At 70.9% G+C, this 23112-nt stretch carries 21 protein-coding genes and 1 pseudogene; 11 read left to right on the top strand and 11 right to left on the bottom strand.

What is annotated here, in order from left to right:
* On the top strand, positions 1 to 1852 hold a 1852-nt coding region (locus tag ACIRST_RS37765), incomplete at its 5' end, for a WD40 repeat domain-containing protein (protein ID WP_402808432.1).
* A 32-nt stretch (positions 1853 to 1884) separates the two neighbouring features.
* Here ACIRST_RS37765 and ACIRST_RS37760 read toward each other — a convergent pair.
* From ACIRST_RS37760 to ACIRST_RS37725, 8 genes are all read right to left on the bottom strand, one after another.
* Positions 1885 to 4044 carry a hypothetical protein gene (locus ACIRST_RS37760; RefSeq protein WP_402808429.1) on the bottom strand — a complete coding sequence of 720 codons (2160 nt, stop codon included), beginning with the start codon at positions 4042 to 4044 and terminating at the stop codon, positions 1885 to 1887.
* Between the two features lie 211 nt (positions 4045 to 4255).
* A complete protein-coding gene (locus tag ACIRST_RS37755; protein WP_402808426.1) occupies positions 4256 to 4588 on the bottom strand; it encodes a helix-turn-helix domain-containing protein in 333 nt (110 codons plus the stop codon).
* 4 nt (positions 4589 to 4592) lie between these two features.
* Positions 4593 to 5744, bottom strand: coding sequence for a tyrosine-type recombinase/integrase (locus ACIRST_RS37750; protein ID WP_402808519.1), 1152 nt, complete (start codon positions 5742 to 5744; stop codon positions 4593 to 4595).
* Between the two features lie 44 nt (positions 5745 to 5788).
* The gene (locus ACIRST_RS37745) at positions 5789 to 6364 is read right to left on the bottom strand and encodes a LexA family protein (protein ID WP_402808424.1); all 576 of its coding nucleotides are present in this window, start codon (positions 6362 to 6364) and stop codon (positions 5789 to 5791) included.
* A gap of 113 nt (positions 6365 to 6477) precedes the next feature.
* The gene (locus ACIRST_RS37740; RefSeq protein WP_402808422.1) at positions 6478 to 9747 is read right to left on the bottom strand and encodes an error-prone DNA polymerase; all 3270 of its coding nucleotides are present in this window, start codon (positions 9745 to 9747) and stop codon (positions 6478 to 6480) included.
* 68 nt (positions 9748 to 9815) lie between these two features.
* The gene (locus ACIRST_RS37735; RefSeq protein ID WP_402808420.1) at positions 9816 to 11333 is read right to left on the bottom strand and encodes a DNA polymerase Y family protein; all 1518 of its coding nucleotides are present in this window, start codon (positions 11331 to 11333) and stop codon (positions 9816 to 9818) included.
* 24 nt (positions 11334 to 11357) lie between these two features.
* Entirely contained in the window at positions 11358 to 12038 is a 681-nt protein-coding gene (locus tag ACIRST_RS37730) for a hypothetical protein (protein ID WP_402808418.1), read from the bottom strand.
* 4 nt (positions 12039 to 12042) lie between these two features.
* Positions 12043 to 12582, bottom strand: a complete 540-nt coding sequence (locus ACIRST_RS37725; RefSeq protein WP_402808516.1) for a 6-carboxytetrahydropterin synthase — start codon at positions 12580 to 12582, stop codon at positions 12043 to 12045.
* 338 nt (positions 12583 to 12920) lie between these two features.
* On the opposite strand from ACIRST_RS37725, the gene ACIRST_RS37720 reads away from it, so the two are divergent.
* From ACIRST_RS37720 to ACIRST_RS37705, 4 genes are all read left to right on the top strand, one after another.
* Positions 12921 to 14312 (top strand): transcriptional regulator, encoded by a 1392-nt coding sequence (locus ACIRST_RS37720; RefSeq protein WP_402808415.1) that lies wholly within the window; start codon positions 12921 to 12923, stop codon positions 14310 to 14312.
* A complete protein-coding gene (locus tag ACIRST_RS37715) occupies positions 14309 to 14821 on the top strand; it encodes a hypothetical protein (protein WP_402808524.1) in 513 nt (170 codons plus the stop codon). The genes ACIRST_RS37720 and ACIRST_RS37715 overlap by 4 nt, the downstream gene beginning before the upstream one ends.
* A complete protein-coding gene (locus ACIRST_RS37710) occupies positions 14770 to 15261 on the top strand; it encodes a GNAT family N-acetyltransferase (protein WP_402808412.1) in 492 nt (163 codons plus the stop codon). Before ACIRST_RS37715 ends, ACIRST_RS37710 begins: the two co-directional genes overlap by 52 nt.
* Before the next feature lie 72 nt (positions 15262 to 15333).
* Complete coding sequence (locus ACIRST_RS37705; RefSeq protein WP_402808409.1) at positions 15334 to 15858, top strand: GNAT family N-acetyltransferase; 525 nt, start codon at positions 15334 to 15336, stop codon at positions 15856 to 15858.
* 228 nt (positions 15859 to 16086) lie between these two features.
* Here the strand turns inward: ACIRST_RS37705 and ACIRST_RS37700 are convergent, their stop codons facing one another.
* Positions 16087 to 16554, bottom strand: a complete 468-nt coding sequence (locus ACIRST_RS37700; RefSeq protein WP_402808406.1) for a hypothetical protein — start codon at positions 16552 to 16554, stop codon at positions 16087 to 16089.
* A gap of 19 nt (positions 16555 to 16573) precedes the next feature.
* Between ACIRST_RS37700 and ACIRST_RS37695 the strand changes: the two genes are divergently transcribed.
* From ACIRST_RS37695 to ACIRST_RS37685, 3 genes are all read left to right on the top strand, one after another.
* The gene (locus ACIRST_RS37695; protein ID WP_402808403.1) at positions 16574 to 16924 is read left to right on the top strand and encodes a hypothetical protein; all 351 of its coding nucleotides are present in this window, start codon (positions 16574 to 16576) and stop codon (positions 16922 to 16924) included.
* 244 nt (positions 16925 to 17168) lie between these two features.
* Positions 17169 to 17459, top strand: a complete 291-nt coding sequence (locus tag ACIRST_RS37690; protein WP_402808401.1) for a hypothetical protein — start codon at positions 17169 to 17171, stop codon at positions 17457 to 17459.
* A gap of 143 nt (positions 17460 to 17602) precedes the next feature.
* Entirely contained in the window at positions 17603 to 18175 is a 573-nt protein-coding gene (locus ACIRST_RS37685) for a hypothetical protein (RefSeq protein WP_402808398.1), read from the top strand.
* A 69-nt stretch (positions 18176 to 18244) separates the two neighbouring features.
* On the opposite strand, the pseudogene ACIRST_RS37680 reads toward ACIRST_RS37685, so the two are convergent.
* Positions 18245 to 18499: pseudogene (locus ACIRST_RS37680) on the bottom strand (transposase); the annotation flags it as partial.
* A 720-nt stretch (positions 18500 to 19219) separates the two neighbouring features.
* On the opposite strand from ACIRST_RS37680, the gene ACIRST_RS37675 reads away from it, so the two are divergent.
* The gene (locus tag ACIRST_RS37675; RefSeq protein ID WP_402808395.1) at positions 19220 to 19528 is read left to right on the top strand and encodes a hypothetical protein; all 309 of its coding nucleotides are present in this window, start codon (positions 19220 to 19222) and stop codon (positions 19526 to 19528) included.
* A gap of 522 nt (positions 19529 to 20050) precedes the next feature.
* On the opposite strand, the gene ACIRST_RS37670 is transcribed toward ACIRST_RS37675, so the two are convergent.
* Positions 20051 to 20314, bottom strand: a complete 264-nt coding sequence (locus ACIRST_RS37670) for a helicase associated domain-containing protein (RefSeq protein WP_402808392.1) — start codon at positions 20312 to 20314, stop codon at positions 20051 to 20053.
* 891 nt (positions 20315 to 21205) lie between these two features.
* On the opposite strand from ACIRST_RS37670, the gene ACIRST_RS37665 reads away from it, so the two are divergent.
* Entirely contained in the window at positions 21206 to 22186 is a 981-nt protein-coding gene (locus ACIRST_RS37665) for a replication-relaxation family protein (protein WP_402808390.1), read from the top strand.
* Between the two features lie 247 nt (positions 22187 to 22433).
* Entirely contained in the window at positions 22434 to 22886 is a 453-nt protein-coding gene (locus ACIRST_RS37660; protein WP_402808387.1) for a hypothetical protein, read from the top strand.
* The last annotated feature ends 226 nt before the right edge of the window (positions 22887 to 23112 follow it).

Here is a 23112-nt window from a genome sequence, read left to right as displayed (position 1 = left end):
TGATGGCAGCCCCCTCGCCATCACCACCAATCGCTACGACAGCACCGCGATCGTCTGGGACCTGACCACCGGCACCCAACTGCACACCCTCACCGGACACACAAGCCCAGTTAGCACCATTGCCACAGTGACCCGATCCAATGAAACTCCCCTTGTAATCACGACCAGCGACAACGGCATCGCGATCGTCTCGGATCTAACCACCGCCACCCAACTTCACGTCCTCACTACCGGCACTCGCTGGATGCGCACAGTGGCCACCACCAATGCGCTCGACGGCACCCCTCTAGCCATCACTACCAGCCCCTACGACAGCACCGCGATCGTCTGGGACCTGACCACCGGCACCCAGCTGCACACCCTCACTACTGGCTGGGTGAACACCATGGCGACCGTGCGTCGGGGCGACGGTAGTCTGCTCGCCATTGCCACCAACGGCAACGGCCCCGCGACTGTCTGGAGCGTGACCACGGGCAGGCACCTGGCAACTCTCATCACTCCTAGTGCACCAGTGAGTGCCGTCGCCACCGCGGTCCTGCCCGATGGCACCCCCCTCGCCATTACCACCAGCGACGACTCCGCCGCGATCGTCTGGGACCTGACCACCGGCACCCAGCTGCACACCCTTACCGGACACGCAAGCCCAGCGAGATTCGTCGCCACCGCAACCCTGCCCGATAGCACCCCGCTCGCCATCACCACCAGCAGAGACGGAGCTGTAATCGTCTGGGACCTAGACGTCAAGGCCTCCGTGCGTACCCACACCGGTCACACCGGGCCGGTGAACGCCATTGCCACCGCAGCCCTGTCTGATGGCACCCCCCTCGCCATCACCACCAGCCAAGACGGAATCGCGATCGTCTGGAACCTGAACACTGGCGCTCAGCTGCAGATCCTCACCGAGCACAACCGCGCCCTAGCCAACCGCCCCCCAGGTCCTGTCGCCACGGCAGCCCTGGCCGACGGCACCCCTCTGGCCATCACCGCCAGCGACGACGGCATCGTGACCGTCTGGAATCTAGGCACAGGAAGGTCGATGCATTCTCTGGACGCCTCCGCCAAGGCGGCGCTTCATGACTTCGTCGTACTTGCAAGTTTCGTGCACACCATTGCCACTGTGGTCCAGGCAAATGGTACTCCCCTCGCCGTCACCGCTGGCGTCGGCCGCAACGTGACCGTCTGGGACGTCAGTACCGGCAAGCCGCTGCGCTCCCTTATTGGTCACGCCAGCCCCGTGAACGCTGTGGCCACCGCAGCCCAACCCGACGGCACCCCTCTGGCCATCACGGCCAGCCAAGACGGAGTCGCGATCGTCTGGGACATTGCCAGCGGTTCTCGACTGCACATCCTTGATGGTCACACCGGCCCCGTGAACGCTGTCGCCACTGCAGCCCAACCCGACGGCACCCTCCTCGCCATCACCGCCGACGACGACGGCATCGCGATCGTCTGGTCCCTGAGCACCGGTGCCCAAGTCCACACTCTTACTGGCCACATCGGCCCAGTGAGGGCTGTCGCCACCACCGCCCTGCCTGATGAAACTCCCCTCGCCATCACGACCAGCGATGACTTCACCGCGATCGTTTGGAATCTGACCACTGGTACCCGATTGCATACCCTCGTTGGGCATACCGGCCCGGTGAGCGCTGTCACCACGGCAGCCCGCCCCGGCGGTGCCTTGCTGGCCGTCACAACCAGCGACGACTCCACGGCGATCGTCTGGGATCTAATCACTGGTCGGGTGGCAGGATGCTCTCAACTTCCTCATCCGGCGAAGACCTTGGCAAGCACCGATAAGGGATTCGTGATCGTCTATGGGGAGGACATTGCATCCTTCGTTTTTCGGATGTAGCCGCTTGTCGGCACTCTCGCTCGCCGTGCGGGTCATCCCCGTACAGGGTCGGGCCGCTTGTCCGGGTGTGCGGCAAAGACGTACCTGGTGGCGGTGATGTTGGCGAGGCCGAAAAGTCTCATGAGGCGGACCGGGTCGGCGCTGTGGCGGGCCTCGTCGAGGATGCGGTCGGTACGCAGGGACTGCGCGGTGAGCCTGACGGTACGGAACGGCTTCTGAAGGACGCCGGCGCTGATGACCGGTCCGGTGGTGTCGATTGCAGGCTGTCGGCTGACGATCAGGTAGGGGTTGGTGCTGTCGGGCCAACGTTGGTGGCGTTCTCGGATCCATGCTGTGGTGAGGTTCATCAGCAGGCTGTCGAGGTAGAGGACGTGGTCGAGGCGGCGAGGGCGTCGGACGCGCTGGCGGGCGGTGGAGCGGTTGAGGTCGGCCAGGCGTAGGTGTGCGACCTGGTGGGGGAACAGGGCGTGGACAGCTACAAGGGCAACGATGAGGCGGCTGCGGGTGTCAGGGAGCTGATCGAGGATGCCCGCGAGGCGGTCCGAGGGCAGATTCACTGGAAGGGGCCGGGCTGCAGTGAGGCTGACGGCGCGGGCAGGGTCGCGGAAGACGAGGCGCTCGCGGCGCAGGGCCCGAAAGAACGACCTCACGGCGGGATGGACTCGTCGGGCGTGGTCGCTGGCCAGAGGTTCGAGGGCGGCCTCGATGTGTTCCTTCGTGACCTCTCGGGGTCCGTGCAGGCCTGCGGCATGCCAGGCGGTGAGGACGGGCGCGGCGGCGTCGAGGTAGTTGTCGATCGTCTTGGGGGTGCGCGCCCAGCTCTCCTTGTTGCCTTGGCCTTGGAGCACGTCGATCCAGCGTTGCGCGGCAGGGGCGAAGTCCCCGGGCAGGGCGGCTGCGGTGCGGCGGGCACGTGCGACGAGTGTGCTGGTAGTGCGAGGTAGCGGGACGAGCAGGTCGCGGTCGCGAAGGTACTGCAGGAGGCGGTGGCCGTGCAGGTTGGGGTGCAAGCTGGCGAGGGCGCGGACGTCGGCTTCGTAGACGGGTGCTGATGCGCCGAGGTGGCCGGTGATGACGCGCAGGGTGCGGACGGTGCCGGAGAACGCTTCGGTGCTCCAGCCTCGGGATCGGATGTACGCGGTGAAGTCGTCGACCATGGCGGCGGCTTCGGGCGTCAGGCCTGGGGCGGTTGTGCCAGTCAGGCGAGACCAGTCGCGGTCCGGCGTGGGGAACAGTTCCAGTTGGACGGGGTCGATCTGGTGGGGTGAGGGTGCCGGGTCATCGGCAGCGGCGCGGGCCAGGCGGCGCTTCAGGTCGAAGCGGCCGTGGGAGGCGTCGGTGCGACCGGAGTGGACGACGGCCAGGGCCGGGGCGAGGCGGCCTGCGAACCAGAGCTGGTCGCCGCCCGACATGGCGGCGCCTGCTGCGTCGACCTTCGACTCGGCGGTGACGATCTTGCAGAACCGGCACATGCCGTCAGCGATCGGCAGGAAGCGGTGGCAGCGCGAGCAGGCACCGCGGTCCGGGTGCAGGGACGGTAACTGCCAGTTCGCGCAGGAGGTGCACAGGCGGCGGCGGTCGTTAGCCCAGGCCAGGCAGTGCTCGCAACTGCCATGCGTCAGCTGCCCGGGCGCAACGATCCGCCTGGAGGCCGGTCCCGCGAGTAGGCCGGCCCGGCGCAGCGCCTCGCCGATGGTAGGCCGCAGCGCGGGCAGGTCCCGCAGGGCCTCCGCCCGCACGGTGTGCTCCCCCGGCTCGCGGGCGGCCAGCGCCAAGCGCGCGAGCGGGCGAGTGCGGATCAGCCAGTAGGAGCCGACCTCGCGTTGGCGGGCCATCCGTTCCAGCTCGGCGAACACCCGGGACAGATCGGGGATGTCGCGGTCATGCAGCCGGGCGCCGTCCGTGGCCGCGAAGGTCCGCGGCAGCGTGGGGAACAGACCGAGTTGGCCGGGCACCTGCGGCGGACACAACGCCGGGTCGTCACGCACCGGCTCCGGCCACCGGGCACGCAGCCACGCGGGCACGTCGCAACGGGTCCGCGGGCCGCCCTTGGCACGCACCGGTCGGGCGTCGGGCAGTCCGACTCCCGACAGCCGCAGCGCCAGCTGCCGGGGCCGCCCGACAGGCAACTCGGAGCCCCGAAGTTCCGCCCAGGCCCACTCGTCATCCTGGCCCAGGCGCACCGCGAGCAAACAGGCCCGGCACGTCCCGTCCCGGGCGACCGCGTGCCGCCACCCGCACCGTCGGCACGCCGCCTCATGCCAGCCGCTGCCCGCTCGGGCCCGGTGGCGCACGCGCGCGCACTCCGGGCACACCCCGGCCGCCGGAAGCCCGCCCCAGTCCAGGCATTCCTCACACGATCCGGCCCGGCGCACGCGTTCCCTCCCCATCCCCCGCCTCCGGTCAGTTCGGGGGCAGGGCGCGGCGGCGACCGCCACTAGCCGGTCGCGGGACCGGCCGTACCAGCCCTGTCTCCCCGACCGCGTGCGGCCGGACGTCTTCTGGGTGCTCGGCGGCGGCGACCGGCTCGGCCTCCATGATGTCGGCCACGGTGCATTTCAGTGCCGCGCAGATCATGTCGAGATCGTCCAGGCGGACGGTGACCGGCTGGTTCGACCACATCGCCGCGACCTTGCTCAGTGAGGGGTTGAAGCCCACCTCCTGGAAGGCGGCCAGGAGCTGGGTCGGCCGCCAGATGTCCTGCCGGGCCGCCGCCCAGCGCAGATTCCACTTCATCCGATCACGACTCCGCGCTCAGCCGGCAAACCGCTCGCCGGGACGATTCAAGACTCATCCGCTCCGGGTCTCCCTTCGCGGTCGCCAGGTATCCGACCGTGGTGGAAGCCCAGACGTGGCCCAACAAAACCTGTACATCCCACAACGGCATCCCCGCCTCGTAGTTGTGGGTGGCGCAGGCGTGTCGCAGAAGATGGGGGAACAACGCGGTGACCGCGCCCTTGAGGTGCTCGCGCGAGGCAGTCTTCAGGGCTCTCCGGAAAGTGTCGGGGCACACCGCCGGCGACACCGGCAGATTGAGGTCCGCAACCGAGCGGGGCAGCCGCTCGGAGGGAAACAACGGTGCCAGTGGGTCGGTCGGGTCGTCGCCGAACTCCCCTCGGACCTCCTCGATGTACCACCAGAGGAGCTCACGCCCCTCCTTGAAGAGGAACGCCTCCCGCTCCCTGGGGCCCGAGCCCCGTGCGCCCTTGCCCCGGACCAGGAAGCGGCCCCACTGGCCGTTCTCCCAGTGCAGGTGTCCCATGCACACCCCGCATAGCTCAGACGCCCGCACCCCCGAGATGTACGTCACCTTCGCCATAACGTAGTTGCGCACCGCCACCCGGTACTTCCGGGCCCCGGGCAGGCTCTCGCGCCAGGACGCGAAGAACGCCTTCGTCTCCGCCACCGACGGCGGGATCCTCAGCCCGAAGTCGCCCCGGTGCCGCGGCCGGTTGAACGGGTCAATCGGCGACGCCACCCCTACCCCGAAGCGCCGCAGGATCTCCCCCGCGTAGCGCTGCTCCAGAAACGCGAAGTATCCGTCGATCCGGTTGATCTTCGAGCGCATCGTCGAGTGGCGCCTCGCCTTGCCCGGACCGGCGAAGTACCGGTCCAGCTCCCGCGACGTCAGCCGCCAGGGCACCAGGTCGTAGAAGGTGCAGACCTCAAGGATGGGTTGAACGAGCGCGTCCAAGGTCTTCGGCGCCAGCCCGGCTACGTCCCGGGCCCAGCAGTACTCCGCTAGGGAGTCCTGGAACAGCGACCTCTCGGCCTCGGCATCGCATGCCTCGGCGGTGGGACGCTGGAGCGTGAGGACGTCGGCGACGCCACGCTCGGTCGCCGGAACCTCACCAGAGTCGTCGAGTAGGGACGAGTCGGCCCCTCCGCTGATGAGCGCGAAGCGGCGACTCCCGGAATCTGCCACAAACACGCAGATTAAGAGTGAAACTCCTGGATTCCAGGAGTTCCTGGCAGATTCTCACGCGATCGAGTGAAGCTCACGGCGAAGCCGTGACCTGCATGAACAGCCGCAGGACCGGCAGGATGCCTCCCGGGAACCCGTCGGATCTCCACTTCCAGGGCGAACAGCTGTCCGCCGCCGACGAGTCGGCGGGGCAGGGTGAGCTGGTCCTCGACGGCTTCCTCGGCCAGGATCGGCGCGCCCGCGGCGATCTGGCCGACCAGCGGCACTGCGACGCCGGCCGGTGCCGGCTGCGGCGTGCTGTGGGTGCCGAAGTCGTCGTCGAGGAGGCAGTACGCCCGGGGGCGGTACGGGTCCTTGGCGACCAGGCCCATCTGCTGGAGTCTGGTGAGCTGGTGGGCGACCGAGCTGCAGCTGGACAGGCCCACTGCCTGGCCGATCTCGCGGACGGACGGCGGGTATCCGTGGCGCTGGATGTAGGTCCTGATGGCGTCGATCATCCGGCGCTGGCGTTCGGTCAGTCCGTCGTCGCCGACGTGAACGCCCTTGGGCCGGCCGCCGCGGGCACGGGGGGTGCTGGTGTCGTCCATCGCGGGTGTGCCCTTTCGGTCGTTCGGGGGACTGTATCCCGTTTGGGGCTGAATGGTCACCAGGGTTGGCGCGGTGACCTGCGTGAACGCTGCTGCGGGAAGGCTGTGCGCGGTCATCGGAAGTCGCGGCTGCGTGTGCCGGGGGCGAGGGTGAGCGGGGTGAGGCGGGTGGCGAGGAGGTTGATCGCGCCGTCGCGGCGTTCGGCGGTGCCGTGCACGAGAAGGCCGGCGTTGCCGAGGGCGACGCGCCGCTGGCGTTCCCAGACGTGGGGCTGGCAGACGATGTTGACGAGGCCTGTCTCGTCCTCCAGGGAGATGAACAGGACCCCGCCCGCGGTGGGCGGGCGCTGGCGGTGGGTGACCAGGCCGCCGACGGCGACCACGGCACCGGGCGCGGCGCCGGCCTTGAAGTCGGCGGCGGTCATGGCGCCGCAGCGCTGCAGGTGCGGGCGGGCGTGCTGGACGGGGTGGCCGGCTGCGGATGCTCCGGTGGCCCACAGGTCGGCGATGGTCTCCTCGATGGCGGTCATCTCCGGCACGCCGGACGGGGCGGTGAGCGCCGGGGCGGTGCCGGGCAGCATGCCGTCGGTGGTGCGGGCGAGCAGGCCAGCCGACCACAGGGCCTGACGGCGGGTGACGCCGAGGCTGGTGAAGGCACCGGCGGTGGCGAGGGCTTCGAGGACGGGTCCGGGCAGGGCGGTGCGGCGGGCGAAGTCCTCCAGGTCGGCATACGGGCGGCCGGCCGCGATGGCCTCGGCCTGGTCGGGGCCCAGGCCCCGTACCGCGGCGAGCCCGAGGCGGATCGCCGGCCGGGCAGGCGCTGCTCCGCCTGGCGCGGGTGCGGGCGCTTCGAGGGTGGGGGCGGCGGTGCTGTGGTTGATGTCGGCGGGCAGGACGGTGACGCCGTGACGGCGGGCGTCGGCGATGAGGGTGAGGGGTGCGTAGAAGCCCATCGGCTGGTTGGCGAGCAGGGCGCAGGTGAAGGCCTCCGGGTAGTGGTGCTTCAGCCAGGCCGACGCGTACACGAGCAGGGCGAAGGAGGCGGCGTGGCTTTCGGGGAAGCCGTAGCCGGAGAAGGCGTCGATCTTGGTGTAGACGTCCTCGGCGGTCTCGGGTGGGATGCCGCGTTCGGCCATCCCGGCGAGGAGGCGTTCGCGCAGCTCGGCGACGCGTTCGTGGGAGCGTTTGGAGCCCATGGCCTGGCGGAGTTTGTCGGCTTCGGTGGGGGTGAAGCCGGCGCAGTCGATGGCCAGTTGCATCATCTGCTCCTGGAACAGGGGCACGCCGAGAGTCTTCTTTAGTGCGCGTTCCATGAGCGGGTGCGCGATGACGGGCTTCTCGTGGCCGTTGCGGCGGCGGATGTAGGGGTGGACGGATCCGCCCTGGATGGGGCCGGGGCGGATGAGGGCGACCTGGACGACGAGGTCGTAGAAGTGGCGCGGGCGCATCCGCGGCAGCGCACTGGCCTGGGCGCGGGATTCGACCTGGAAGACGCCGACGGTGTCGGCGCGGCAGAGCATGTCGTAGACGGCGGGGTCGTCCGGGGGGATGGTGGCGAGGTCGTAGCGGACGCCGTGGTGCCGGGCGATCAGGTCGCAGGTGTCGTGGAGGGCGGAGAGCATGCCGAGGCCGAGCAGGTCGATCTTGACGAGGCCCGCTTCGGCGACGGAGTCCTTGTCCCACTGAAGGACGGAGCGCCCGGGCATGGTGGCCCATTCGGTGGGGCACGTCTCGGCGATGGGGCGGCGGGTGAGGACCATGCCGCCGGAGTGGATGCCGAGGTGGCGGGGCAGGCCGCGCAGCCGGGCGGCGAGGGCGCGCACGTCGGCCGGGACCGGTGCGTCCGGGGGCGGCATCTCGTGCCAGCCCGTCTCCTTCGCGAAGCGGTCGAGGTCGCCGGTGGCGTAGCCGAGGGCGCGGGCGGCGTCGCGGACGGCGAGGCGGGGCTGGTAGGTGATGACGTTGGCGACCTGGGCGGCGTGGTCGCGGCCGTAGGTGTCGTAGACGTACTGGATGACCTCTTCGCGGCGGCGGTGCTCGATGTCGAGGTCGATGTCGGGCGGTCCGTCCCGCTCAGGGCTCAGGAAGCGTTCGAAGAGCAGGCCGTAGTGGATGGGGTCGACGCTGGTGATGCCGAGGGCGTAGCAGACGGCGGAGTTGGCGGCGGAGCCGCGGCCCTGGCACCAGATGTCGGCGCGGCGGGCGAAGTCGACGATGTCGTGGACGATGAGGAAGTAGCCGGCCATGCCGAGCTGCTGGATGACGTCGAGCTCGTAGGCGATCTGGCGGTGGGCTTTCTCGTTGTCCGGGGCGAAGCGGTGGGCGGTGGCGCGCAGGGTGAGCTTGCGGAGCCAGCTGGCCTCGGTGTGGCTGTCGGGGACGGGGAAGCCGGGCATTTCGGGGGCCAGGGTGCGGAAGTCGAAGGCGCAGGCGCGGGCGAGGTCGACGGTGTTCTGCTGGACGCCGGGCCAGGGGGCGAGGCGGGCGGCCATCTCCTGCGGGGAGCGCAGGTGTGCGGTGCCGGCGGCGGCCAGGTAGGGCTCGGCGTCGGCCAGGGAGCGGTTCTGGCGGAGCGCGGCGAGGGTCTGGGCGAGGGGTAGTTGGGCGGGTGAGGCGTGGTGGGCGGCGGTGGTGGCCACGGTGGTGAGGCCGAGGCGGGTGGCGAGGGTGGCGAGGGTGTCGTTGCGGTCGTCGTCGCCGGGCATCCGGTGGTCGGTGAGTTCGACGTAGATGTTGTCGGGGCCGAAGCGGTCGGTGAGGGCGCGTAGTTCGCGTTCGGCGCCGGTTTCGCCTTCGGTCTCCAGTGCGCGGCGCACGGCGCCTTTGCGGCAGCCGGTGAGGATGGCCCAGTGGCCCTGGTGGGCGTCGGCGAGGCGGTCGGTGTCGTAGCGGGGACGGCGTTTGTGGCCGCCGGCGAGGTGGGCGTCGCCGATGACTTTGGCGAGGCGGCGGTAGCCCTCGGCGCCTCGGGCCAGGACCAGGAGGTGTTCGCCGTCCTGGTCGGCGACGCCGGTCGGCGCGAGGGAGGCGTCCAGGGTCAGCTCGGCGCCGAAGACCGTGTTGAGGCCGGCGCGGCGGGCCTCCGCGGCGAACACCGCGGCGGCGTACAGGCCGTCGTGGTCAGTGACGGCGAGGGTTTCGGTGCCCAGGCGGGCGGCTTCGGCGACGAGTTCGGCGGGGTCGCTGGCGCCGTCGAGGAAGCTGTAGGTGGAGTGGACGTGGAGCTCGGCCCAGCCGGGTCCGGTCGTGGCAGGCCGGATCGGCGGCGCGGCCGCCTCCGGGGCGGGGAAGGGGACCACGGTGCGCCCGCCCGCGTTTTGGCTGCCGGTCATGCGGCGGTGCAGCTCGCCCCAGGTGAGGGTGTGGTGGCTGTTGAAGGGCATCGTGCTCGCCTCTGGACAGAATTGCCGGTAGCCGGTCGGTGCGGGGGCTGTGCCGGGCCCGGGCTGGGCTAGGTGTCGTAGTCGCCCTCCACGTGCCAGCGGCCGCCGGTGACGGCGAGCAGAAAGGCCCGGCCGTCGTCTGCGGTGACCTGCAGCCGGGCGGTGCGGCGGGACTCACCGGGATCCCACCAGCGCTCCTGCTCCGGCCACGGCCCGGCCCAGCCGGCCACCCGTGCCATGTCCCGGGAGCCGAGGACCAGGCGGTCGGGGGCGCCGAGGAGTTCGGCGCGGGCGGTGACCTCCACCTCGCGGCCGTCCGCGTCCAGCAGCCGCACCGGAACCGGGGCCGCCGGTACGCGGGTCGGTGACGGCGCGGGCAGGCGGCCGGGCCACGGGCCGTCCGCGCGGCGGTCCTGGTGGGCGTCGCCCCACGGGGTGCGCACCACCCGGTCGCCCGGGGCGCGGCCGCCGGCCAGCTCGACGGTGACCGGCGCGGTGTGGCCGAGGATCGCCTGCACCCGCGCGACGGCGCGCTCCGCCCGCGCGGTGGCCTCCTGGTCGCCGTCGGCAAGGGAGAGCTGGCGGCCCGGATCGCGCACCAGGCCGTCCGGCACCAGGCGCAGCGCCACCACACCGCCTGCGGCCTCGTCGAACACGGCGCGCTGCTGCCAGGCCTGCAGCTGCCAGCGCACCCGCTCCGCGACCGCGCCCACCGACAGCACGCCCTCGTGCCGCCACGCCCGGCAGGCACTGCTGCCGTCCGCGCAGTCGACCTCCACCTCCACGCGTTCACACGCCAGACCCGCCGCGGCCAGGCCCGCGTGCAGACGCTCGGCCAGCCCCCGGGCGGCGAACACCAGCGGCTCGGCCAGCAGGTAGGGCTCCTCGAAGCGCTCCTCCACCACCAGGTCCACACCCGGCGGGCGCGCCACCACCGGCCTGGCCTCCAGCCCGCGGGCCAGACGGTGCGCGGCCACACCGGCCCCGCCGAAACGGTCCGCGACACTCCCGGCGGGCAGGGCCGCGAACTGCCCCACCGTCGACAGCCCGAGCCGCCCGAGCAAGTCGGCCAGCCGGCCGTCCCCCAGCTCCGCTACCGGGAACGGCGCCAGGAACCGGGCGCTCTCCCCCACCGGAACGATCCGCTGCGCGCGGGCGGCCAGCCTCGCCGCGAACAGGCCGTCCGCGATGCCCACCGTGCAGGGGTGTCCGGTCGCCTCGACCGCATCCACCACCCGCTCGGCCAGCACGTCCTCGCCGCCGTGAAACCGCGCGGCCCCGGTGGCCGGAGCCGCCAGCACGCCGGGCCGCACGACCTCCAGGTGCGCGGCGAGGCGGCCCACCGCATCGGCGACCGGCTCGAACAGCCTCGCCTCCACATCGACGTCGCGCTCGTGGACCTCCAGCCCCGCCACCAGGGCCTGCGCGGAGCGCAGCCGCTGTCCGCGCCGCACCCCCGCCGCCCGGGCCGCGCCGCTCGCGGCAAGGATCCGGCCACGCTCAACGACAGCGGCCAGCCGGTCCGGCTGCGGCTCGCCGCCGAGTACCGCGACCACCGGCCAGTCCGGCACCCACCCGACCAGCACCCTCGGCACACCCTCACGCGGCACTCAGACCACCACCAGCGCACCACGGCCGGCCGCAGGCGTCCGCCGCTGCGCCCCGGACTCGGCCGGCTCGGCCTGGCGGACGGCGCCCTGCGCATCCGGCAGCCAGAGCCCGACCCGGTGCTCGCGCGCCGCCGCGCCCCGGCCGCCGGCCGCGATCACCACCTGCCGCGCCTTGAGCCGCCCACGCCCCGCCCCCAGCCCCTGCCAGGACCGCGACACCACCCGCAGCCGCACCCGCGCCCCCGGCCACTGCCCGGCCACCACCACCGCGCAGCCGCTGCGCCGGGCAACCGTCGCCAGCCGCTCGGCCATCGGAGCGGACGGCGGCGCGCAGCGCAGCAGGAGAAGGCCGAAACCGTCGGCGAGGGCGAGCGCGACCTCGGGCCAGCGCTCGCCCGGGGTCTCGACCACGACGAGGCGGGACAGGTCGACGCCGAGTTCGGCCGCCGCGAGCAGGCCGAGCCCGTCGAAGCCGACGGCGGCGCACCAGGTGCCGGCGGAGGATGCCGCGGCGGCCAGGGCGAGCAGCAGGGCGGTGCCGCCGCCGGTCACGGACACCACGGCGCCGGGGCGCAGTCCTCGTTCGGGCAGGAGGTCTTGCAGGGCAGGCAGGACCGGCACCAGCGGCCTGGGTCGGGACAGCTGGAGCTGGGGTGCCAGCGCTGCGAGGGTTGCCTCCACACTCCTAGAATCGAACATCCGATCGATAAAGGGAAGCCGGTATTCCGAGTGGCTGGACGTGCTGGATGAACCAGCCCGCCAAGAACTGGGCGAGGAGTTCGGAGGTCGGCTCGGCGGGCAGGACCTCGTGGAGGTTGCGGTGGTCCAGCTCGGTGTCCAGGAAGTTCTTGAACGGCCGCAGGTCGGCGAAGTCGGTGACGAAGCCCGGCGGGGGGGGGGGGGGGGGGGGGGGGGGGCGCCGGCGCCCCCCGCGGGTGGGGGTGGGTGGGGTGGGGGGGGGGGGGGGGGGGGGGGGGGGGGGCCCCGCGCCCGGGGGGGGGGCCCCCCGGGGTGGCCCATGTTCGCCCCGCCCGCCCCGGGGCGGGCGGGGGGGGGGGCCGCGCGGGGGGGGGGGGGGGGGCCCCGCCCGCCCCCCCCCCCCCCCCTCGACGGTGTAGCTGTGTCCGTGCTGCCGGGAGCACTGGTGCTCGGGCGGCAGCCCCGGGAGCCGGTGGCCGACCTCGAAGGTGAACGACTTGCCGATGCGGAACCTTCCGGGCGGCATGTCGACAGTGGACAGGGCAGTGGAAAGAGCCATCGGTCTCCTTGGGCGGGCGGCACTCGGCGGTGAGAACCAGCGCTCGGGAAGGCCAGGCCGTTCAGACCGGGCAGGTTCGCGCTGGTCACGGCCTGTTCGGTCGAGCAGCCCTCCGGCAGGGCTGGCTCCTGGTGTCAGCAACGATGCCCGCCGTCGGGCAGCACAAGGGAAGACACGGACAGTGCCCAGCCGTACCCAGCGTGTACCCAGGTGTTACCAACCCGGGCCAAGCCTGCCCGAGCCCGCAGAAATCCCTTCCGACTGGGCATCATGAAACCGACGGGCAACCCGGAGGTGACGGGCACTTGGAGAAAGACCAGCACCCCTTGACCTACCTGCTCCGGCAGAACGAGTGGTCAGCGACCCAGTACCTCACGCGCCTGAGCGCCGTCCACGAGAAGCTCGGCTACGGCGCCTTCCCACCGGACCGAAAGCGCATCACCCGCTGGACCTGGCACGGCACCACACCGGAACCCAGCGCCCAGAAGGCGATGGCGGTGATGCACAACATCCCGGAGATCGAGATCGCCGACCGCCCCTGGACGAGCTGGCTCTCCCTGGCGTGTATGAGCGAAAGAGACCTTCTGAATGCCAGATGGACCCCCCAGACCGCGATCAACTTGCTTGACCACGCCGCCGCTGTAGGAGGACTGATGGACCGCCAAGGAATGGACCGCCGAGGCTTCATGGTTGTCGCGGGGCTGGCCCCCGTCCTGTCCCAAGCCGTCACCGCCCCGCTCGCGCAGGCCCGCACCACCGGATCCCGAATCGGCACGGCCGTGCCCGCGCTGTTCGAGCAGTCCCTAAGCATCCTGCGCCGCCAGGACGACCAGTTCGGCTCCGGCCAGGTCCACGCCTCCGCCCGCGCCCAACTCTCCCTGATCACCCGGCAACTCAAGACCGCGTCCTACACCGAGGCCACCGGACGGCGCCTGTACGCAGCCGCCGCCGAAGCCGCCAGAATCTGCGCCTGGACGGCCTACGACTCCGGACAGCATGCCCTCGCCGAAGAGCACTACCTGGTCGCACTACGAGCTGCAGCCTCCTCGGGGGACCCGGTCGTCACCGCGAACACATTGGCGTTCTGGGCCATCATGCGGTACTCCACCTCCGACCCCAACGGCGCGGTGGACCTGGTCAATAGCGCCCTGGGCTACACAGGGCAGATCGGCTCCGCCCGCATGGAGGCGATGCTGCTCGCTCGCCTGGCCCGCGCCCACGCCCACGCCGGCGACAGCCAGTCCGCAGCCCGCGCGCAGAATGCCGCAATGGCCGACTACGACCGCTCACGGGACCAGGATGACGCCGACGATCCGGACTGCGTATATTGGCTGAATTTGGGAGAAATCAGGATGCTCCAGGGCTCCTGTTCCCTGAACCTGAACCGGCCCAAGGACGCCATCTCCCACTTCGAAGCGGCCGCCGCCGGGCTGCGAGCCGCAGACACCTACCGCGAGGATGAATTTCCTCGCGGAGCAGCGATCTACCTGGCCCGCGAGGCAGAAGCGAGGATCGCCCTCGACGACCTCGACGGAGCGATCGACACTGCTCACCGTGCGGTGGAGCACATGGGTGGAGTCACCTCCGCCCGCAGCACATCCACGCTCGCCGACCTGCGCTCGAAGTTCACCGCGCGACGCGACGTCCCCATTGTCCGCGAATTCCTGGAGATCACAGCCTACGTCGGCGCTGCGTGACGATCCGCGGCGACCCGGCACCCGTGATCGAGCGGCTCGCAGGAGCGGACATGCACCGTCGCCCGCGTCTGACCGGCTCGGCCTACTCGGCCGCCGCCTCGTTTCTGCCGCTCGGTCTCGTCGCAGAATGCGCCGACCGGGCCGCAGCAGCGCCAGCCGGGTACGCGGGCGCAGCCGACGTCGCGGCGGTGCGGAACATGGCCCACGCCCTGACGATGCTGGACGAGCAGTACGGCGGCGCTCACGGCCGCGGCGCCCTGCTGCACTACCTGACCGGCGACCTGAGCGCGCTGTGCCGGGCGGGCTTTCACAACAACAACGCCGGCGAGCAGGGCCTCGCTCAGCGGTACTACCTACAGTCGTATCGCCAGGGGCGGGAATCCGGCGTCCCCGGTCACGACGCCTACGTGCTGCGGACGATGACGTACACGCCCTCGATCTCAAGCACCCGCAGTACGTGCTGTTTCTGGCCGACGCGGCACTCCACCGGGCCCGGGCCGCGAAGGTGAGCCCGGCGCCGAGGCCCTGTTCGTCATCACCAACGCCGAAGCACTGGCCATCGCCGGCCAGCCCCTCGCAGCCCGCCGGGGGTTCGACCACGCGCACGCCCTGCTGGCCCCGCACCAAGGCGAAGAGCTCCCGTTCTGCTCCACGAGCTGTTGCTCGAACCGAAGCGCCCCGCCCTGCCCTGCCGTCAGGGATCTGGCGCCTCACCAGCATCTGCGAACTCGCTGTCCGACCCGGCTGGCAAGGCCAAGGCGTCGGCACCCGCCTCCATACCGCGCTACTGGAGGCGCTGCGCACCGAATGGGTGTCGCTTCTTGCGATGCCGGGCAACGGCCCCTCCCGACGGCTCTACGATCGCCTGGGATACCGGCACGCCGGGCCCTACCGCCCTGGACCGGCCGGACCGGTGCTTGACCTCCTCCTGCTCCGGACATCCGCGTGACCGGAACCGTACCGGGCCGAGCTGGCATCGGCTCGACCTCCCAAAGCATCAACCGCCGCCCCCAGGAGCAGCATGACCACCGACCCGAAGTGGCTCCACCCGCACTGGCCGACCGAATTCTCCTCCCCGCGACTGTTGCTGCGCCCGGTGGAGACAGCGGACTCTCAACTTCTCCGTATCTTGTGGACCGACCCCGACGTCCGGCGCTTCCTGGGTGGCCCCGTTCCCGCGGATCAGCTCGACCGGCGCCTTGCCGACGCCGCGAGCCAGCGCGGCCACTTCACCGTCGTCCTCACTGAGGTCGGCAAGGGGGTGGGCCGGGTAACGCTCGACCCAGACCACCGTGCCGCGGGCCGGGCCGAAGTCTCATACGAGTTCCTCCCCGCCTACACAGGCCGCGGATATGCGGCAGAGGCAGTTGGAACCGCGCTCGACTGGGGCATGCAGGTGGCACCGGACCAACAGCTGATCGCGGTCACCCAAGCCGCGAACACTCGGTCCCGGCGACTGCTGGAGGGGAGTGGTCTCCTCGCTACCGAGCACTTCGTCGAGTACGGCCAGAGTCAGGTCCTCTACACCACGGCACCTTCCCGGTAACCTCCCCTGACCGGCAGCTTCTCGGGGTCAGGCGGCCGTCTTCCGGACATCCGAACGGGCCAATCCCAGAAGGGCCAGCCACAGTTGGTCATCCGTGACCACTTCCTTCGCCACCCTGCCGCCAGCCCGCCGTGACCCGGGCCTCGCCCTCGTACAGGCATCCACCGCAGCTGCGGCCGCCTGGATCAAGGAACTTGCCGAGCGCCTGCCGCTGCGCCACGCCCACTCCTACAAGGACCTGGCGGAAGCAATCCGAGAGGTCGGGGAACGCCTCCGCCCGTGGACCTCCTGGCAGCCGGCCAGCCCCGGCTCGTCACGGGCCGCGCGCAGCACCAGGTCCCGCGCCTGGTCCCAGGGCCCGCCGCCCGGGGTGAGGGTGAGTACCGTCAGCCAGTCCTTCGGTGACAGCCGCCCGGTGACCTTGCGGTTCTGCAGCTCGGTCATCAGGCCGGCAGCGGGCGCGTTGTGGCGAGCCAGGACGCTCAGCGCTGCCGAGAGGCGATCGCGGCCCAGGTCCTCCCACGGTGACTGCTCCGACGGGACGGACGGGGCCGGGTCCCCGTGGTGCGCCGCGGCAGTAGAGGCGACGGGCTGCGGGTCGGGGACGTCCAGGCCGGCGAGGCGGCCGAGCAATCCCAGCATCGCCTGCTGCCGCGCGGTCTTCTTCGCGGAGGCGTACCGGCGTGGACCCTCCACCGTGCCGTCGGGCAGGTCGATGGCGGCGCGGCAGGCGAAGCCCTGCCCGGCGACGCTCTACTCGACGACGCGCACCTTCGGGATCTCCGTCACCTGGGTGTGGGTGGCCAGGACCGCGGACGCGAACTCGGGCCGGCCCGCGAGCCAGCGCAGCGGCTTCGCGGGCGGGCCGCCAGCACGCGTCGTCCGTTCCCAGGCGCAGCGTCTGCGCGTCGCGGACCGGAACGACCCCGGCCTCGGCGCGGCGCACGGCTTCGTCCACGAGCTCGGGATCCTGCCGCCGGAGCTGAACGCTCTTCTGCAGCGCGGTGGAGAAAACCTTCTCCGGCATCGACGTCCACCGGCTCGCCCGTGTCACGCCGGCCGGTGAGGGCACCGTGGGCTCATCGGAGCGGAGATCAGGGGATGCGACCGGCACAGCACCCTCCACAGGGGAACTCGACAGCGGCACTGGACATTGTGCCGTCACCGCGCGCCCGGGTGGGGGAACCAGCGACGCGAGCCGACCGTACGCACCGGCCCCGGGACCGGCACGAAGCACACTCCGTCACCTGAGGAGACGGTTTCCCGCGAAATCGCACCAGCCGCCGGCCCGGCCCGCGATCATCTCGCGCATGGACGACACCACTGCTGCCAAAGCCCGCGCCTACTGGGCCTGCGTCGAGATCGGCTGCCCCAAGTGCCGGGTCGAACCGGGCCAGTTCTGCCGTAACAAGGTCGACGGCGTCGCCTACAACGCGCTGTTCCACAAACCCCGCCAGGTCGACGCCGGCGCCCCGGGCATCCTGGCGACGGTGGGAATCCGCAAGCTGCGCTGGCAGCCCGCCGTCGGGATGACGAAGTGGGACGGCCGCCCGATGCCGGTGCCGATGCCGGGCCTCAACGCATCGCGCCCCGCGTCCTGAGGCAGGCGGGGAACCGGACGCCGAGCCGGCCGCCCGAACACCGTCGGTGCGGCCGGCGAACAGGACCTCCCCCGCGCCGAGTTGCAGACCTCACCGGCGCGCTCAGGCGCCGGCACCCGTGCGAACTGGGCACACTGGTCACCGTGACCCCCACCTGCCAGTGCGGCCGCGCCACCATCACCGGACCCGGGATGCTCGCCGCTCACTACGTCTACATGCGCCAGATCCGCGCCGAGCGAACCGCCGGCGGCCGACGGTTCCGCTCCCGCCGCACCGACTTCCACCCAGCCAACACGCTGAGCTACCTCGCAGTACTCCTCGACGGTGACGGTGCCGTGCGCCTCGACGTCGCCTCCGCCGCCGAGGAGTTGGACCGGCCACTGAACCTGCTGCTCGACGAGCTCCGCTGGCTCGCCAAAGGGCGCCGATTCCTTCACACCGAGGGCTTCGCCTACGGCCTGATGAAGAGCTGGCTCAACCCCGCCGTCGCCGTGGCCGCCGGGTGCGACCCGCGGCCCCCGGCGGCCCGGCACCGCTTCCCCTACCCCGTCCTCACCGACGGAGGCCTGTCCGCACCCGAGCCGGTCCGCTTCCTGGAATACTCCGCGCCCCTGTGGGACGAGGTCTACCTCGCCAACCGCGACACGTTCACCAGCAAGGTGTTCCCCAACCCCGACTGCCGGGCCTGCTTCCCAGCCCGACTCCACTCCGTCTGAGCCGCTGGCACCCTAGGAACCCAGCCACCGACCGCTGACACTGCAGCGCCCGGGCTGGCAGGACGCACGCAGCTTCCGCAGCAGGACCAGATGGAGCCGGTCCCACACGCCAGCCGCGTTCCAGACCGCGAGCCGCCGCCAGCAGGTCATGCCCGAGCCGAAGCCGAGTTCCTGGGGAAGGTACTCCCGCTGGATGCCGGTGTGCAGCACGAACAAGATCCCGCACAAGGTCTGCCGGCCCGGAATCCGTGGGCGGCTCAGCTTCAGCTTCGGCGGCGCCGGAGGCAGCAACGACTCGATCAGTCCACACAGTTCGTCCGACACGAGCTACGGACGAGACGCCCTCTTCCCCACGCACCGACCAACGAGCACCACCGCCCAGTCACTCCCGTAGCGGCTTCCGTTAGGTAGGACCTTTTAGTCCCTGCCGACAAACAGGGACGCAAGGGGAGCATGGGGCATGTTGGGGCCCTGAGCTTCAGTTCCTGCGGTTTTTGCAGGTCAAAGGCCACGGCATCCGAGCACGAGGGACTGAAGGGACTCATTTTCCAATTATGAGCGCTGCATGTTCTGTCTTTTCGTGCACACGCGTGCGCGAACCCCAATCTCGCCCGCACCGGCTGGGCGTGAAGGAAGGCCAAGGCCTCGTCAGGTCGTCGATGATCCGGGCGCCACCGAGCGGGGTGGCGTTGGCAAGCAGCTGGGTGAGCATCCGAGTTCGGGCACCGCCAACCGAAACCAGCAGGCCGAAGTGCAACGCGAGCCGGGTCTGCACCAGGTCCGCGATCCAGCCCGGGCCGGCACTGACATCCTCGCCGCATCGGCGAGCGGGGGCAGGACGGCTTCAGTCCCTCGTCAGCCCCCAGGACCGGCGGGCCTGGAGGGACTCAACGAGAAAACCTGCCGGGGCCAGAGGCTCAGGCGTCGATCCCTGCCCGTCGTCTCGGTCCCACTATGTCTCTGAAGCTCAGTGGCCCTTTCCGTGCACAGCGAAGGGACTGAAGGGACCCGGATCTCCAGGTATGAGCTACCCAGGCGAACCGGATGATCCGCCGGGCCTTACTCGATCTCGCCGGCGAGCTCGGCGCCCGTCTGCGCGCTTCCCGCCAGACCTGCTGCCAGGTCGAGCTCCAGGTCACCTATGCCCACCGCTCCCACACCGTGCGCCGCCGGATCATGCGCGAGCCGACTCAGCACACCGCCGACGTGCAGGCCGCGCTGTACGGGCTGTTCGCTGCACTGGGACTGGTGCGGGCAGTGACCGCCCGGGTCGCCGAACTCGGCACGGCGGCCGCAAATTGGACCCAGTTGACCCTCGGCCAACCGTCGCGCTCTGGAGCCCGTACTCGGTAAGGGACGCGAACAACTCACCGCCTCCCTCGACCGCCCGCAGCACGCACCACCCGGGGTTCCCTGGGCCGCAGACGCTCCGCAGACATGCCGCGAGACGTCCACCGCACGAGCAGGAACCCGGACGGCGGCAAAGGGGCTTCTACGGTGGCTGCCGGCGACCCTGGGGAGCTTGGGGGCCGTTGAGCGAGCGGGCTGTTCACCGGTCCGTCCAGCCCTCTCCGGGCGCGCTAACCATCATCACAGCCCCGCAGGGTAGGAAACCCCTGCTGTCCGGACCGTCACCCACAACCGCACCACCCCACCAGCAAGCCAAAGAAAAGGAACACAGAGGGGGTTGTCGCATTTTCCGGCGACCCAAAAGCGTGCCCTGAACTGCGGAAACGATCCGAGTAAGCGAGAAGGCGCAGGGTAGGTACGGTGGTACCTGCGCCCGTTCCTGCGATTGTGCCGCCGGTGCCACCTGCGGTGGTGCCTACGTGGGCGAGGCGAAGGCACCGACCGTCTCGCGGGCCGCAGTGCGGGTCAGCCGGTGATGGTCTCGGCGTGCCGGGCGGGCGTGTCCAGGAGCGCGGTCTGGTGGTCGGTCAGCTTCCCGTCAGTACAGGCCTTGTCCTGCTTGCGGAGCCACGCGCCGGGCCGGAACGTGGGGTCTTCGCCGACGCCGGTGCGGTTGGCGGGGCCGTCGAGGGTGCCGCCAGCGGCGAGGTAGGTGAGCAGGCGGCGGTAGGAGCGGTTCCAGTCCGGCTCCAGGCGCCACAGCTCATAGAGCGCGTCCAGTTTGGCCATATGGTCGCCGGTGAGGTTCTCGGCCTAGCGCTGGCGGCGCATCCACGCCCCCACGCATAGTCGTCCAGGTTCGCCCTCGCCGGGATCGCGAGGTGGCCTTGCTCCCGGTGGAACGCGGCGGCATAGGCGTGGCCGCGTTCCCAGCGTCGGCGTGCTTCGACCAGATCACGCCGAGCGCGTCCAGCTCCAAAAACACGGGCCGCATCGAGCAGGATCTGGCCGTCCCGGTAGCGCTGCCGGTCCAGTTGGGAGATCAGCTCCGGGTGCACCTACTTGTCGGCCGGGTCGAGGTGGCCGTGCTCCAGGTAAAACCGCGGCCACCGCGTGCATGCGCTGCCACTCCGTGACCCGCGGGTTGAACGCCCTCAACTTCACCGCCTGCAGAATCTGCGCCGCATGGAAAGGGGTATCGATCCGCAGCCACTCCACCACCTCCGTAGGCAGCTGCTGCCCGCCCTCACCCGCCGCGGTGCCATCCTCGGCCGCCTGCGCCGTCGTGGTGAGCTGAGGCTCGGCGCTGAGGGCACGCAGCTCGGTGATCCGGCCTGGTCACCCGCACTTCGTGCTCGGCGAGCGCCCAGGACCCGCCAGATCGTCCGGAACTACGAGGCCTCGATCTCGGTGTCCGCCTCGGCCGGATCGGCGCCAGCGGAGTCGTCGCCGACCACGGGCGAAGGCAGGCAGATCGGAATGACGACCCAGGAAACCATGCCCTGCCGTTCAAGGTTCCGGACTTCTTGATACCCCGCCTGACCTGGGGTGCAGCAGAGCATCAAGGAATGGGCTGATCTCCTGATGGTGTCGGATGCCGAGTCGTTACACCGCGGAGCCCGGGTATCAAGGGATCCGTCAAGGTGTGCGGGGTTCGCTGGCCAGCACCAGAGAGCACTGATGAAAGAGACCTTGATGACGGTGACCGTCCCCACGAAGCGTCGTAAGCGCCGGCACGACGGTGCGGAGTTTGACCGTGCGGCCCTGGCCGCGCTCTATCAGCACCGGCTCGCGACCAGCGGCCAGCTGTACGAGTTGCTCGGCCCGTTCACCACCGGCGAGGGGGAGAATGAGCAGGAGAGCCACAACTTCCCTGCCGCCCGGCTGCGGAAGCTGCGGGACGACGGCTTGGTCGATCACGCGACCCGTTACTTCCCGGGCCGTACCCGGATCTGGTTCTTGACCGAAGCCGGCCGCGCCCTGGCGGGCAGCTTTCCCGAGCTGCTGGACCGGGTGAGCCCGTCGCAGTCGGTGACCGACGCCGGGGCGCAGCTGCTGGCTCCCCACACGCTGGATGTCTTGCGGACGCACCTGGCTTTCTTGCGGGATGCCCGGCGGCGGGGCGACGAGTACCAGCCGTTGGACTGGGCGCCGGAGGTGTACCACCGGCTGTCGGATCGTGCGGCCGATGCGATCCGGGCCGACGCCTTGATGCGGTACACCGTGCACTCCCCCAAGGGCAGGGCGCATCTGAGGGCCTTCGTCGAGCTGGACCGTTCCACTATGAGCAGCGAGAAGCTCAGCTCGAAGCTGACCGCGTACGCGCGCTACTTCGAGTACACCCCGGTCCCGGTCCATGTGCGTGGGACCACGGAGGCGCAGGGAGCCCTGCCGGCCTGGCAGGACTTCTACCCGCGGTTCCCCAGGATTCTGTTCGTGCTGACGGCGGGGTCCGAGAAGACCTCGGAGACGACGCTGCGCAACAGGATCGAGGATCTCCAGGTCTCCGCCGCGGACAACGCCCGGGTGGCCAGCTTCCTGCGGCATGTCCCTGCCGGGGCGGCCACGCTCCAGGACATCGAGGCGTATGGGGCCACCGCGAAGGTGTGGAGTTCCCTCGCCGATCCGGACCGGTCCGCATGCGGCTGGACGGAGCTGTAGCCGATTGCCACGAGGGAAACCCCAGCGCGGCTGAGAGGGACGATCGGGCAGGCCACCGTGACGATGTCCGACGGCAGGATCCGCAACTACCTGGTCCACGAAGACCAGGGCGAGATGCTCCTGGTGAGCGCTGGCGACGTGGACAGCATTCAGCTGTGGGCCGCCCCGTACCCGCTGGGGTGCTCCGAGTTCACCACCATCACCGTGCGTGCGAGCGCGCTTGGACCGCGAGAAGGAGACGGGCACGATGTTGGCGCTGCAGATCGACCCGGCCGGGCGGGTCGAGCGGATCGACCTGCCCGTCGAGCCGGTTCTTTGGCACCGGGCTGTCGTCACCCGCCTCAGTGGCAGCCCGGATCGGGCGTCCTACCACCGCCGGGCGCTGATGTGGGTGCACGGCAGTGGCGCGGACGAGGGGTTGCTGCCGAACCTGACGGCCACTGCGCTCGCCAGCGCCTGGCGCGGGATCGATATCGGCTCCTCCTACTTTCTGTACGGCCGTGTCATCGTCACCGGCGCCGAGGACGGCGATGTCGTCCAGCTGGGGGAGGACCTGGCTGGCCAGGCGCAGGCCGTCGCCGAGGCGGTCGTCGCGCGCCGGACGGCTTGGCAGACCCAGCAGCCGGCTTCCAACGAGGTCGCCTGGGCCGAGATCCTCCAGAGCGCCTTGGCGGTGCGGCCGGGAAGCAGCGCGCAGTAGCGGCGCTGGGGCCGCGCTGGGCCCGGCAGCTCCCCAATTGGGGAGCTCCCGCTGGCCTTCCTGATCGGCGGCCTGTGGGCGTTGCGGCCCGGGCTTGGCCTGCCCGGAATGGCGGAGGGGGGGGGGGCCGCGGGGGGGGGGGGGCGGGCCGGGGGGCGGGGGCCTCAGGCGTCAGAGGACCAGCGGCGGATAGTATATCGACAGCACCACTCCTAGGTGGGGGGGT

The sequence above is a fragment of the Kitasatospora sp. NPDC101447 genome (assembly GCF_044767225.1).
Taxonomy (GTDB): Bacteria; Actinomycetota; Actinomycetes; order Streptomycetales; family Streptomycetaceae; genus Kitasatospora.
The sequence above is the reverse complement of the archived record's forward strand: the minus strand, read 5'-3'. Positions and strand labels throughout refer to the sequence as shown.

Excerpts from the sequence above, each read along its gene's own strand:
- ACIRST_RS37745 (WP_402808424.1), bottom strand. The coding sequence starts at position 6,364 with ATGGACGACACCAGCACCCCCCGTGCCCGCGGCGGCCGGCCCAAGGGC.
- ACIRST_RS37690 (WP_402808401.1), top strand. The coding sequence starts at position 17,169 with ATGGACGACACCACTGCTGCCAAAGCCCGCGCCTACTGGGCCTGCGTC.
- ACIRST_RS37705 (WP_402808409.1), top strand. The coding sequence starts at position 15,334 with ATGACCACCGACCCGAAGTGGCTCCACCCGCACTGGCCGACCGAATTC.
- ACIRST_RS37695 (WP_402808403.1), top strand. The coding sequence starts at position 16,574 with ATGGCGGCGCGGCAGGCGAAGCCCTGCCCGGCGACGCTCTACTCGACG.
- ACIRST_RS37675 (WP_402808395.1), top strand. The coding sequence starts at position 19,220 with ATGATCCGCCGGGCCTTACTCGATCTCGCCGGCGAGCTCGGCGCCCGT.
- ACIRST_RS37725 (WP_402808516.1), bottom strand. The coding sequence starts at position 12,582 with ATGCCGCCCGGAAGGTTCCGCATCGGCAAGTCGTTCACCTTCGAGGTC.
- ACIRST_RS37670 (WP_402808392.1), bottom strand. The coding sequence starts at position 20,314 with ATGGCCAAACTGGACGCGCTCTATGAGCTGTGGCGCCTGGAGCCGGAC.
- ACIRST_RS37660 (WP_402808387.1), top strand. The coding sequence starts at position 22,434 with ATGTTGGCGCTGCAGATCGACCCGGCCGGGCGGGTCGAGCGGATCGAC.
- ACIRST_RS37665 (WP_402808390.1), top strand. The coding sequence starts at position 21,206 with ATGAAAGAGACCTTGATGACGGTGACCGTCCCCACGAAGCGTCGTAAG.
- ACIRST_RS37755 (WP_402808426.1), bottom strand. The coding sequence starts at position 4,588 with ATGAAGTGGAATCTGCGCTGGGCGGCGGCCCGGCAGGACATCTGGCGG.
- ACIRST_RS37740 (WP_402808422.1), bottom strand. The coding sequence starts at position 9,747 with ATGCCCTTCAACAGCCACCACACCCTCACCTGGGGCGAGCTGCACCGC.